10 protein-coding genes are annotated in these 12,611 nt (G+C 72.4%); 7 read left to right on the plus strand and 3 right to left on the minus strand.

The window, feature by feature from the left end:
* The first annotated feature begins 3 nt into the window (after window positions 1–3).
* From FH608_RS28370 to FH608_RS28385, 4 genes are read left to right on the plus strand one after another with little or no spacing between them, the layout of a single operon-like run.
* Window positions 4–990 (plus strand): ABC transporter permease, encoded by a 987-nt coding sequence (locus tag FH608_RS28370; protein WP_139633666.1) that lies wholly within the window; start codon window positions 4–6, stop codon window positions 988–990.
* Complete coding sequence (locus tag FH608_RS28375; RefSeq protein WP_139633667.1) at window positions 987–2,939, plus strand: dipeptide/oligopeptide/nickel ABC transporter permease/ATP-binding protein; 1,953 nt, start codon at window positions 987–989, stop codon at window positions 2,937–2,939. The genes FH608_RS28370 and FH608_RS28375 overlap by 4 nt, the downstream gene beginning before the upstream one ends.
* A complete protein-coding gene (locus FH608_RS28380) occupies window positions 2,939–3,754 on the plus strand; it encodes an ATP-binding cassette domain-containing protein (RefSeq protein ID WP_139633668.1) in 816 nt (271 codons plus the stop codon). Before FH608_RS28375 ends, FH608_RS28380 begins: the two co-directional genes overlap by 1 nt.
* Window positions 3,754–4,929 carry a M20 metallopeptidase family protein gene (locus FH608_RS28385; protein ID WP_139633669.1) on the plus strand — a complete coding sequence of 392 codons (1,176 nt, stop codon included), beginning with the start codon at window positions 3,754–3,756 and terminating at the stop codon, window positions 4,927–4,929. Before FH608_RS28380 ends, FH608_RS28385 begins: the two co-directional genes overlap by 1 nt.
* A 104-nt stretch (window positions 4,930–5,033) precedes the next feature.
* Here FH608_RS28385 and FH608_RS28390 read toward each other — a convergent pair whose 3' ends face one another.
* Entirely contained in the window at window positions 5,034–6,509 is a 1,476-nt protein-coding gene (locus tag FH608_RS28390) for a S10 family peptidase (RefSeq protein ID WP_193318667.1), read from the minus strand.
* 104 nt (window positions 6,510–6,613) lie between these two features.
* Here FH608_RS28390 and FH608_RS28395 point away from each other — a divergent pair, with 104 nt between their 5' ends.
* Genes FH608_RS28395 through FH608_RS28405 form a run of 3 tightly spaced genes read left to right on the plus strand, consistent with a single transcriptional unit; the run spans window position 6,614 to window position 10,548 of the window.
* Entirely contained in the window at window positions 6,614–8,026 is a 1,413-nt protein-coding gene (locus tag FH608_RS28395; RefSeq protein WP_193318668.1) for a S10 family serine carboxypeptidase-like protein, read from the plus strand.
* A 58-nt stretch (window positions 8,027–8,084) separates the two neighbouring features.
* The gene (locus FH608_RS28400; RefSeq protein ID WP_193318669.1) at window positions 8,085–9,290 is read left to right on the plus strand and encodes an amidohydrolase family protein; all 1,206 of its coding nucleotides are present in this window, start codon (window positions 8,085–8,087) and stop codon (window positions 9,288–9,290) included.
* A 52-nt stretch (window positions 9,291–9,342) separates the two neighbouring features.
* Window positions 9,343–10,548, plus strand: coding sequence for a M20 metallopeptidase family protein (locus FH608_RS28405; RefSeq protein ID WP_139633673.1), 1,206 nt, complete (start codon window positions 9,343–9,345; stop codon window positions 10,546–10,548).
* An 80-nt stretch (window positions 10,549–10,628) separates the two neighbouring features.
* Here the strand turns inward: FH608_RS28405 and hisC are convergent, their stop codons facing one another.
* Complete coding sequence (hisC, locus tag FH608_RS28410; RefSeq protein WP_139633674.1) at window positions 10,629–11,699, minus strand: histidinol-phosphate transaminase; 1,071 nt, start codon at window positions 11,697–11,699, stop codon at window positions 10,629–10,631.
* 137 nt (window positions 11,700–11,836) lie between these two features.
* Entirely contained in the window at window positions 11,837–12,562 is a 726-nt protein-coding gene (locus FH608_RS28415) for a FadR/GntR family transcriptional regulator (RefSeq protein ID WP_139633675.1), read from the minus strand.
* Window positions 12,563–12,611: the final 49 nt, after the last annotated feature.

Below are 12,611 nucleotides of genomic sequence, written 5' to 3' on the forward strand. Positions count from 1 at the left end.
CCGATGACGCGTCCGACATCCGCGTCCGGCCGCCCTCTCGGCAACCGGTGGCTCGGCTTCCTCCTGCGGCGCACGGGGCGCATGCTCGTCGCCATGTGGGTGATCGTCACGGTCGCGTTCCTCGTGCTGCGGATCGCGGGCGGCGACCCCGTCCGTTCCGCGCTGGGCGCGACCGCCGACGAGAGCGTGGTCCAGGCCCGGCGGGAGCAGCTCGGCCTGAACGATCCGCTCGTCCTGCAGTACCTCGATTACCTCTCGGGGCTGTTCCGGGGTGATCTCGGCGTCTCGCTCATCACGGGCCGCTCCGTCACCGAGCTCGTCTCGCATCGCCTGCCGGCGACGCTCGAGCTCGCCGGCATCGCCTTCCTGGCCGTGCTGCTCGTCGCCGTTCCCGTGGGACTCGGCATCGCGATCATCACCCAGGGCAACGGCCGCCGGGGCACGGAGATGGCCTTCACCGGGGTCACGGCGTTCATCGCCGCCATCCCCGAATACCTCCTGGGCGTGGTCCTCGTCATCGTCTTCGCCATCACGCTGCACGCGTTGCCGGTGGCCGGGCGCACGGGTCCCGCGTCGTACCTGCTGCCGGTGATCGCCCTGTCCGTCTCGGCCGCGGCGTCCATCGCCCGCATCGCCCGCATCGAGGCACTCAACACGCTCAAGGACGACTACGTGCGCACGGCACGCTCGAAGCGGCTTCCCGCCTGGATGATCTACTTCCGGCACGCTCTGCCGAACATGCTGACCGCGACGCTCACGATCGGCGGGACGCTGCTCGCGGCGATGATCGCCGGCAGCGTGCTCGTCGAGCAGGTGTTCAACTGGCCAGGGCTCGGAACCGCCTTCGTCGGAGCCATCACCACGAAGGACTACGGCATCGTCCAGGGCCTCGCGCTCGTGTACGCCGCGATCATCCTCGTGGTCAACCTGCTGGTCGACCTCGTGCTCTCCTTGCTCGACCGGCGTACCTCGCTGTTGGAGACCTCATGACGACCCGCCGTTCCGCCCTGCTGCGGCAGCCGATGGCGATCACCGCCGCGTGCATGCTCGGGGTGCTGGTCGTGCTGGCCGTGCTCGCTCCGGTGCTGTGGGGCGGGCAGGCCGCGGCGGCGAATCCCGACGCCATCACGCTGCCCTCGTCGGCCGAGCACCTGCTCGGCACCGACAAGCTCGGCCGTGACGTGCTCCTGCGCACGCTCGTGGCCACGAGGCTGTCGCTGGTGATGGCCGTCGCGGCCACCGCCATCGGCGCGTGCGCCGGCCTGCTGCTCGGTGCCCTGCCCGCGGTGCTCGGCGCGCGCGCCCAGCGGTGGTTCGCCGGCGTCATCGGCACGTGGCTCGCGTTCCCCGTGCTCCTCATCGCCATGCTCACCGTGATCCTCCTGGGTACGGGGGCCACGACCGCGGTGGTCGCCCTCGCGCTCACGATGGCGCCGTCGTTCGCGCGCCTCGCGCAGACGCTGTCCTCGCGCGTCGGCGGATCCGAGTACCTTGCCGCCGCCCGCATGCTCGGCGTTTCCCGGAGGCGCCAGTTCACCCGGTACGTGCTCCCGAACATCGCCGAGCCCGTCATCGTCAACGTGACCACCTCGATCGGCGGCGGCCTGCTCGCGCTGTCGAGCCTGAGCTTCCTCGGCGTCGGCGTCCAGCCCCCGGACTTCGACTGGGGCCGCCTGCTCAGCGAGGGATTCGGGGAGGTGTACAACTCGCCCGTCGCCGCCATCGGTCCCGGTGTGGCGGTCGTGTTCGCCGGTCTCGCCTTCAGCATGCTCGGCGAGTCGCTCGCCGCGCATCTGCGCCACCGCGAGCACGGGAAGGCGTTGCCGCCTCGTCGGCTCGGCCCGGCGCCGGTCGCCGCGCGACCGGTGGAGACGCCGTCCGCGACCCCGAAGGAGAGCACGGAGGAGGGAGTGGACACGGTCGTCCCGCTCCTTGAGGTCGACGGGCTGTCGGTGTCCTTCCCCGGACCGGACGGCTGGATCACCCCCGTCCAGGATGTCTCCTTCCGCATCGCGCCAGGGGAGATCGTGGGGGTGGTCGGCGAGTCCGGCAGCGGCAAGAGCGTCACCGTGATGTCGGTCGCGCAGCTCGCCCCCGCGGGTGCGGCGGTGACCGCGCGGCGGTTGCGGTTCGACGGCGAGGACCTGACCGGTCTCACGCCCGCGGCCGCGGGCAAGGTGCTCGGAACCCGTGTCGGCGTGGTGTTCCAGGACTCGCTCACCGCGTTGAACCCGGCCCTGCGTGTCGGTGCCCAGCTTGCCGAGGTCCCGCGTGTCCACGGCAACGCCGGGCGCAGGCAGGCACGTGAGATGTCGGTTCGAGCGCTCGACGACGTGCGGATCCCCGATGCCGAGCACCGCGCCCAGCAGTTCCCGCACGAGTTCTCGGGAGGGATGCGGCAGCGTGCGCTCATCGCGATGTCGCAGATCGGCTCGCCGTCCCTCATCATCGCCGACGAGCCGACCACGGCGCTCGACGTGACCGTCCAACGGCGCGTGCTCGCGCTCCTGCGGCGCGGGTGCGCCGAGTCGGGCACGGCCGCCATCGTCGTGTCGCACGACGTCGCCGTTCTGGCCGAGCTCTGCGGGCGGATCCTCGTGATGTACGCCGGCCGGATCGTCGAGGACGTCGACTGCGCCCTCCTGGCGACCCCGGAACGCCTCGCGCACCCGTACACGAGGGCCCTCACGGCCTCGCTTCCCGACCTCGGCACCGACCGCACCCGGCAGCTGGTGACGATCCCGGGCGAGCCGCCGGACCTGTCGCGGCCCGTGCCAGGGTGCGCCTTCGCCGCCCGCTGCGCGTTCGCGACCGACCGCTGCCGGACCGAGACCCCGGTTCTGGCTCCGCACCGTCACCTGGGCCGGGTGGCGTGCTGGCACCCGCAGGACGCGACCGCGCCTGACACCGCGCCCGGGCGCGAGGAGGTGGAGGCCTGATGGCCGAGCTCGTCATCGAGGACCTGGTCGTGACCTTCGGTCACCGCCACCGTGCCGTCAACGCCGTCGACGGGGTTTCACTGACCGTGCCGCACGGCACGATCGTGGGCCTGGTCGGGGAGTCGGGGTCGGGCAAGTCCACCGTCGCGCGCACGGTCGCCGGCCTGCAGCGGGCGACGTCCGGGCGCGTCACGCTCGACGGCGACGACCTGCTGCGCACGCGCGGGGTCGACCGTCGTCGCCGGGCCCGGGACGTACAGATGATCTTCCAGGATCCCTACTCGTCGCTGAACCCGCGCATGACGGTCGGCGAGACGATCGAGGAGGCCCTGACCACGCACGGCGATCTCGACGCGAAGCAGCGGGCCGCGTCCGTCCGCGAACTGCTCGATCTCGTGCGCCTGAAGGCGGCGGTCACCGGCCAGTACCCGTCGCAGATCTCGGGCGGGATGCGGCAGCGCGTGGCCATCGCGCGGTGCCTCGCCGTGCGCCCGCGGCTGATCGTCGCCGACGAGATCACCTCGGCGCTCGACGCCTCGGTCCAGGGCGCGGTGCTCAACCTCATCCGCGACCTGCAGCGCGAGCTCGACCTTTCGATGATCTTCATCACCCACAACCTCGCCGCCGTCCGCTACATCGCCGACACCACCGCGGTGATGAGCCGGGGACGCGTGGTCGAGCACGGTGACGCGGCGGCGATCGTCGCGAATCCGCGCCGGCCGTACACCCGGGCGCTCGTGTCGGCGATCCCGCGCATCGAGAACGCCGGAACCGATCACCTGCTGCGGCTCACCGACCCGGAAGGTGCCCGGTGATGCGCGAGCACGCCCGCCGGATCCTGCCCGAGCTCATCGGGCTGCGCCGGGAGCTGCATGCCGACCCCGAGCTCGGCCTGCGGCTGCCGAGGACCCAGCAGCGGATCATCGCCGCGCTGGCGGACCTCGACGTCGAGATCACGCTGGGCAGGGAACTGGACTCGGTCGTGGCGGTCCTCAGAGGCGGCAGTCCAGGGCCGGCCGTGCTGCTGCGTGCCGACATGGACGCGCTGCCCATGCGCGAGGAGGCCGACCTGCCGTACCGCGCGCGTGGAGAGGCGATGCACGCGTGCGGGCACGATCTGCACGTGGCCGGACTCGTGGGCGCGGCGATGCTGCTGCACGGGCGGCGCGAGGAGCTCGCCGGCGACGTCGTGTTCATGTTCCAGCCCGGCGAGGAGCTCGGGGACGGCGCCGCTCGCATGATCGCGGAGGGGGTGCTCGACGCCGCGGGGGCGCGTCCCGTGGCGGCGTACGGCATCCACGTGGTGCCGGGCGAGTTCGGCGTCTTCTCGACACGCCCAGGACCGCTCATGGCGGGCTGCGCCGAGCTGGACGTAGTCGTCCGTGGCCGGGGCGGCCACGCGTCCGCCCCGCACCTCACGGTCGATCCCGTGCCGGCCGCCGCCGAGCTCGTCCAGGCGCTCCAGACGTTCGTGACGCGCCGGTTCGACGTCTTCAACCCTGTGGTGCTCACCACGACGCGGCTGCGGGCGGGCGGAGCGGCCCGCAACATCATCACGGGCGAGGCCGAGCTCGGCGCGACGATCCGCATGCTGTCCATGGACGTGCTCACCCGGTTGCAGGCCGAGCTTCCCGGACTCGTCAGGAGCGTGGCCGCCGCGCACGGGTGCGGCGCCGACGTCGAGGTGCGCGTGCTGTGCCCGCCGACGGTCAACGATCCCGCGCTCGCGAGCGACGCGCTGGCCACGCTGTCGGCGACGTTCGGCGGCGAGCGCGTTCGCGTCTCGCCCGCACCCGTCATGGGGTCGGAGGATTTCAGCTACGTGCTGCGCGAGGTGCCCGGGGCCTTCGTCTTTCTCCGCGCGACACCGCGCGACCTCGATCACGAGACGGCTGCGCCGAACCATTCGCCGCACGTCGTCTTCGACGACGCCGTCCTCGCCGACCAGGCCGTCGCGCTGGCGTCGCTGGCGCTCCGGCACCTCGGTTGACCGCGCGGCCGGGGCGCTGACCGCGAGGTTGAGGTGCCGACCACGAGGCCGGGTGAGGACGCAGCCGGCGGCCTGATGGTGATGGGCCGCCGGCGCGGCGGAGGTCAGGAGGGATCGACCGGCTTGTGGGCGGTCGCCCGGGCGTAGAAGGACGCTAGGTCGGCCTTCATCCTCGCCACGACGACCTCGTCGACGAACGTCATGTGCCCCGATTCGTAGAAGCGGAACTCGATGTTCTCGCGCAGATGCGGGGCGAGATACAGCTTGGCGATGTCGACCTCGGCGCCGAAGAACGGGGTCGCGAGGTCGTAGATGCCGCCCATCACCGCGACCCGCAGGTTCGGGTTGCGGCGCATCGCCGCCGACAGGTCGAGGCTCACGACGGGCACCGGCATGGGCTCGTCGATGCCGGGGGCCTTGTGGTGCCAGTCCCAGGCGCGCGAGATCACCATGTTGTACAGGTGGCGATAGTGCAGATCGCTCGTGTAGCCGAGGTCGCTCGCGAGGTGCTGCCGGAACGCCGAGAGGTGCGCGCTGTTCACGCCGGCGGTGGCGGCGTCGTCGGTCGCGGGGTCGTGCGAGCCGGTGCCGACCACGTACTGGTGATCGGCCACGAAGCGGGTGTCGAAACGGCCGACGACCCGGCCCTGGTCGGCGAGGAGGGCGTAGCGGAACGGCTCCATGCCGATGCGGAAGCGCCGCTGGCGCACGAGGTCGGCGTCGAGGCCCGTGAAGGCGCTGAAGCGCTCGATCGCCGCCTGCTCGCGATCGGCGGGGAGCCGGTCGCCGAACTGGAGCGCGGTCGCGTACTCGGCCTGCGCGAACTCGCGCGCCTGGGCCAGCACCTCCTGGACGCTCGTCGCGCCGATGCGTGACCGGCCGTGGTACCACGCGGTCGCGGCGAGTGAGGGCAGGAGGTTGATGTGCTCCTGGTCGAGGCCGAGATGGTTCTCCGCCCAGTTGAGCATGGTCGAGAGCAGCACGACGCCGTTGAAGTCGAGCCCCTGGTTCTGCAGCCGATGCACGAGCGCTGCCGCCCGGGTGGTCCCGTACGACTCGCCGAACAGGAAGCGGGGGGCGTTCCAGCTGTTGGTGAGGGTCAGGTAGCGGGTGATCGCGCGGGCGAACGCGTCGACGTCCTGGTCGACGCCCCACATCTCGGCGGCCGGGGTGTCGCCGAGCAGGCGCGAATAGCCGGTGCCGGGGGCGTCGAGGAAGACGAGATCGCTGTGCTCCAGCAGGCTGTGCGGGTTGTCGCCGACGGTGTACGGAGCGGGCGGGGTCGCCTCCGGCGTCGCGGTCGGCGCGCGCTTCGGCCCGAACCCGCCGATGTTGAGCCAGAGGCTCGCCGAGCCTGGCCCGCCGTTGAACAGGAAGGTGATCGGCCGCCTGGCGGCGCCTTCCTCGCGGGAAGCGGAGTACGCGACGTAGAACATGCTCGCCCTGGGCTGCCCGTGGTCGTTGTGAACGATGACGGTTCCCGCGGCCGCGGTGTACTCGAGCGTGCGCTCGCCGAACCGGATGGTGTGCCGGGTCTCGACGCGTTCCTCGGCGTCGACCGCACTTTCGCGCTCGGTCATCCTGCTCCCCTCAAAGATGGGCGGTATTGACACCTGTAACGTAGGTTCCATATGGTCTCAAATGATTATAACCATTTATGCGATGGCTTCGCGAGGACCACGATATGCCCAAGCGCTACATGAGCCGGCACTCCACGGTGGTGCGTGACGCCCCGGTCGACTTCACGGCGACCGCAGATCGCCTCCCGATCGCCGGCGACGCGGGGCGCCCGCTCGGCGAGGCATGGACCTTCGCGTATGTCCGGGACGCGGCGGAGGTGGAGCGCCCGGTGCTCTTCCTCTTCAACGGCGGGCCGGGCTGTTCCTCGGTGTGGCTCCACCTCGGCGGGCTCGGCCCCTGGCGGGCCGCGGTCCCCGGCGATCTCGACGCCGCGCCCGTGGCGCGGGACACGCTGGCGGTGAGTCCCGACGCCCTCATCGACACCGCCGACCTGGTGTTCGTCGACCCGATCGACACCGGCTTCGGCCGGCTCGCCGACGGCGTCGACCCCGCCGCGATCTCGGGCGCCGAGCGCGACGCCGCGATCACCGCGCAGATCGTGCGCTCGTGGCTGGAGCGTCACCACCGTCTGGAATCGCCCGTCCACCTGCTCGGCGAGAGCTACGGCACGATCCGGGCCGCGCTCACCGCCACGGCCCTTCTCACGGCCGAGGAGCCGGTCGTGGTCTCCGGTGTCGCCATGCTCGGCCAGTGCGTGAACGCGCAGGAGACCACGCAGCGCCCCGGCAACCCCGCGGGGTTCGTCGCCGCCCTCCCGCTGCTCGCGGCCGCCGCGTGGTACCACGGGAAAGGCGCCCACGGCGCGCTGGCCCTGGACGAGGTGGTGCGCCGGGCGCACGCGTTCGCCGTCGGCGACTACGCGGCGGCGCTGCTCGGCGGCGCGATGCCCGACGCCGTCGTCGAGCGGCTGGCGGGCTTCACCGGGCTCGGCCAAGCCGAACTCCGGGCGCGCCGCCTCCGCGTGGACACGCAGGAGTTCCGTACGCTGCTGCTCGCCGACCGGGGACTCGTGCTCGGCCTGACCGACGCGCGCTACACCTTGCCCGTCCCGGCCGGTGCGGGCGAGCCGCAGGTCGACGCGGCGTCCGTACGGCTCGATCCGGTCTTCTACGCCGCCGCGCGGCGGCTGTTCACCGAGCACCTCGGCATCCCCCGCAAGCGCCGCTACCGCATCGCGGTCGCCGCTCACGAGCGCTGGAACTACCTCGAAAGCGCGGCCGTCTCCCGGTTCGGCGGCAGCGCGATGCCCTCGCCCTTCGCGGTGTTCGACTACCCGGCCCACCTCGCGGCGCTGCTGCGCGCCAACGCCGGCGCGCGCCTGTTCTTCGGCACCGGCTACTTCGACACCCTGACGACCGTCGGGTCGCTCGAGCACCTGCGCGCGCAGTACGGGCTGCCGGCCGCGCGCCTGAGCGAGGGACGCTACCCCGCCGGGCACATGATGTACACCGATCCCGCCGGCCTGGCCGCGCTGTCGGCCGACCTCAGGGCGTTCATCGGCGGGGGAGCGGCGTGATCGACGTGGAGGCGCGGCAGGTGGCCGCGCACGGCAACGGCAGGGAAGGGAAGTGAGCATGGCGGAGGTCGCATTCGTCGGTGGACGCGTGGTGACCGGCACCGGTCGCGTCATCGACCGCGGCACGGTCCTGGTGCGAGAAGGCGTCATCGAACGCGTGGACGACGATCCACTCGTGCCCGAGGGCGTCCCCGTCGTCGAGGCGGGCGGGCGCTGGGTGCTCCCCGGGTTCGTCGACGCGCACACGCACATCGGCGCCCACGAGGACGGCGAGGGCCCCGCGGGGGCGGATGCCAGCGAGGTCAGCGAACCCGACATGTCCGCCGTGCGTGCCATCGACGCCGTCAACATCGAGGACCGCGCCTTCCGGGACGCGCTCGCGGGCGGGGTCACGACCGTGGTCGTGAAGCCCGGATCGGGCAACCCGATCGGCGGGACGAGCGTGGCCATGAAGACCTGGGGTGGGCGGACCGTCGACGAGCAGGTCGTCAAGCAGCCGGCCGGGGTGAAGTCGGCTCTGGGCGAGAACCCCAAGAGCGCCTGGGGCGAGCGCGGCCGGCTGCCGCGTACCCGGCTCGGTGTCGCGCTCGTCATCCGGCGGGCGCTCATCGCGGCGGGCGAGTACGCAGCCCGGCAGGCAGAGGCCCGCGACAAGGGCGAGTTCTTCGCACGCGACCTCGGCAAGGAGGCGCTCGCCGCCGCGCTGGCGGGCGACCTCGCGTGGGACCAGCACGTGCACCGCCACGACGACATCGCGACCGCGCTGCGGATCGCCGACGAGTTCGGCCTGCGCCTGGTGCTCAACCACGGCACCGAGGCCCACCGGCTCGCCGCCGAGCTGGCCGAGCGCGACGTGCCCGTCATCTTCGGCCCGGTGCTCAGCACCCGGGGCAAGGTCGAGACCCGGGAGGCGTCCGTGGGCAACCTCGTCACGCTGGCGCGCGCCGGTGTCCGCACCGCCATCTGCACGGACCATCCCGTGGTGCCGATCGACGCTCTCGTCCTGCAGGCGGCCGTCGCCCGACGAGCCGGACTGACCTGGGACGAGGCGATCGCGGCGATCAGCTCGGCCGCGGCCTCGATCGCCGGGCTCGGCGAGCGGGTCGGCGCGCTGGAGCCGGGCCGCGACGGCGACGTCGTCGTGTGGAGCGGCGACCCGCTCGATCTCGGCTCGGCCGTCGAGCGCGTGCACATCCTCGGCCGCGAGGTCTACCGGGCCGGCAACGGCGCGCCCGTGGTGGCGGATCGGTGGGCTGAGCGATGAGAGCGATGGCGGCCGGGACGCCACGTGCGGACGCGGATCGGCGGGCCGGGCGATGAGCGCGTTGACACCCGGCTCGCTGCGCGCCGACGCCGCCGGCCTCCGTGACGGTCTCGTCGCGCTTCGGCGCCGTCTGCACCGCGAGCCCGAGGTGGGCTTCGAACTGCCGCGCACCCAGGCGGCGATCATCCAGGCACTCAGGCCACTCGATCTCGAGATCCGCACAGGCGAGCGCCTCAGCTCCGTGACCGCCGTCCTCCGTGGCGACCGGCCCGGCCCTTCGGTGCTGCTTCGGGCGGACATGGACGGGCTCGCGATCGGCGAGGAGACCGGGCTGGAGTACGCCTCGCGCAACGGCGCGATGCACGCCTGCGGTCATGACCTGCACGTCGCCGGCCTGGTCGGGGCGGCGCGGCTGCTCGCGGCGCGGCGATCGCAGATCCGCGGCTCGGTCGTCCTCATGTTCCAGCCGGGGGAGGAGGCCGGCGGGGGAGCGCCCTTGATGATCGACGAGGGCGTTCTCGAGGCGGCCGGGCAGCGCGTCGAGGCGGCCTACGGCATCCATGTCCTGCCCGGTGCGCCCGGCACGTTCTCCACGCGTCCCGGCCCGCTCATGGGCGGTGCGAACGTGCTGCGCACGCGGGTGATCGGATCCGGCGGGCACAGCTCGCGCCCGCACGAGGCCGTGGATCCGGTGCCGGTGCTCGCCGAGATCGTGCTCGCGCTGCAGTCGTACGTCACCCGGCGCGTCTCCGTGTTCGATCCGGTCGTCATCTCGGTGACGAAGCTCGCGGCGAGCGAGGTGCTGAACGTCATCCCGGAGCGGGCCGAGCTCGGCGCGACGGTCCGCACCCTGTCGAAGGCGGCCTCCGAGCGCCTGGCCACGGAGCTGCCGGCGCTGGCGCAGGGCATCGCCACGGCCCACGGCTGCCGCGCCGAGACGGAGTTCGAGGTCGTCTATCCCGTCACCGTCAACGACACCGAACGTGCTGAAAGCGCCCTGAACACGCTGACCGAGACCTTCGGGGCCGAGCGCGTGCTCCGGCTGGAGTCACCCGTGATGGCCTCGGAGGACTTCTCCTTCGTGCTCGACGAGGTGCCGGGAGCCTTCGTGTTCCTGGGGGCGACGCCGTCGCACGTCGACCCGGCGCGGGCGGAGATGAATCACTCGCCGCGCGCGCTGTTCGACGACGGCGTGCTCGCCGACCAGGCCGTGGCCCTCGCCGCGCTCGCGATGCGACACGTCGCGGCCCGGGGCTGAGCGAGGCCACCGGATCGGCCGCCACCGTCCGCTGTCCTGTCTCCTGCGGGCGCCGGCCCGCGGCGCCCGCAGGAGAGGAGTCAGGACCTTCGCAGCAGCTCGGCGGCGAGGGCGAGAAAGCGGTCGTTCTCCTCGGTCGTGCCGATGGTGACGCGCAGCCCGTCCGTGCCGTAGGCCCGCAGGATCACTCCGCGCTCCTCCAGCGCGGCGGCCATGGCGGGGCCGTCGGGCATCGGCATGAACACGAAGTTGGCCTGGCTGGGGACGACGGGCACGCCCAGCCGGGCCAGCTCCGCGGCGACACGGGTGCGCTCCTCGACGACGTGCGCGACGCGCCGCTTGAGCTCGACGTCCGACTCCGGGTCCAGAGCGGCGAGGGCGCCGGCCTGAGCCAGGGTGGAGACCGAGAACCCGACGACCGCCTTCCTGATCAGCTCGGCCGTCTCCGGCCGGGTCACGCAGTATCCGACCCGCAGCCCGGCGAGGCCGTACGCCTTGGAGAACGTCCGCAGCACGGCGACGTTGGGCCGCTCGCCGACGAGGTCGATGCCGCACGGCGAGCGGGGGTCGGTGACGAAGTCGTGATAGGCCTCGTCCAGGACGAGCAGCACGTCGTCGGGCAGCGCGTCGAGCAGCCGGTCCAGCTCGGCGCGGGAGACCACGGTGCCGGTCGGGTTGTTCGGGTTGCACACGATCGCCATCCGGGTGCGGTCGGTCACCGCCGCCGCCATCGCGGGCAGGTCATGGGTGTACCGGTCGTCCAGTGGGACGGTGACCCCGGTCGCCCCCGAGACCGCGGTCACGATCGGGTAGCTCTCGAAGGCCCGCCACGCGTGGAGGATCTCGTCGCCCGGACCGGCGATGACCGAGGCCAGCACCTGCAGCAGCGCACCGGAACCGTTGTCCACGACCACCTGCGACGGATCCACGCCGTGCCGCTCGGCCAGCGCCTCGGTCAGCCGCACCCGGTGGAAGTCGGGGTAGCGGTTCAACGTCGCGGCCGCGTGTGAGATCGCGTCCAGCACGGCCGGCAACGGCCCGAACGGCATCTCGTTCGACGAGAGCTTGACCTGGGGACGGCCCGCCGCGGGAGCCCGGCCCGGCTTGTAGGCGGCCAGCCCGTCGATGGAGGGGCGGTGCTTGACGGTCATCTCACTCCTCTGACCATGGAACCTAATCACCTAAATCTATATAATGATTTCGGTGGAGCTGCAAGACGCGGAAGGGGCCGGCGCCCCCGTCGGCGCCGGCCCCTTGCCCGTCCTGCGGCCCTTCCTCGGCCCGCAGGTCAGCGATCGTCGCGCGTCAGGCCGCGGTGGCGCAGGGCCATGGCCTCGGCGCCGCGCTGGTCGCCCCGGATCACCGCTTCCACCAGGTCGACGTGGACCTGCAGCCGGTCTGCCGAGCCCTTGCGGAAGTCCTCCGCGGTGATGGCGGAGGACAGGTCTCTGCTGATGTAGTCGACCAGCCGGGTGTACATGGTGCGCAGCAGGGTGTTGGGGGAGATCAGGGCGAGCCGGCGGTGCAGGTCCCAGTTGCGGCGCTGGGCCTCGGCCGGGTCGGGCCAGGACTGCCGCAGCCGCTCGATCATCTCGGTCAGTTCGTCGATGTCCTGTTCGGTGCGGTGGGCGGCCGCGTCGAGCGCCACCTCCTGGTCGAGGACGTCCAGAACGGCCAGGCAGTGCTTGACCGAGGCGCCGCCTGCGCCGAGCTGGAGCATGTCGTGGCCGAGCCGGACCAGGGGCGACTGCTCGGCGACGAAGATGCCGCCGCCCGGCCCCGGGCGCACGTCCAGCACGCCGCGCAGGCGCAGCACCCGGATGGCCTCGGCCAGCGTCGCGGGCGCGACGCCGAACTGCTGGCGCAGTTCGTCCTTGGTGCCCAGGCGGCGGCCCGGTGCGAGGTGGTTGCGGCGAATCGTCTCTTCGATGCGCTCGACCAGCGTCTCGGCGATCGACGACCGCGCGTCGCTGTGGTCGAAGGTCACCTGGGTGACCGTCTCTGCGTCGTACATTCCGGCTTCTCCCCTGGACGGCGACGCCGTCAACTGTAGATCGTTCGCC

This window comes from Nonomuraea phyllanthi (assembly GCF_006334985.2).
In the GTDB taxonomy this organism is placed as follows: Bacteria; Actinomycetota; Actinomycetes; order Streptosporangiales; family Streptosporangiaceae; genus Nonomuraea; species Nonomuraea phyllanthi.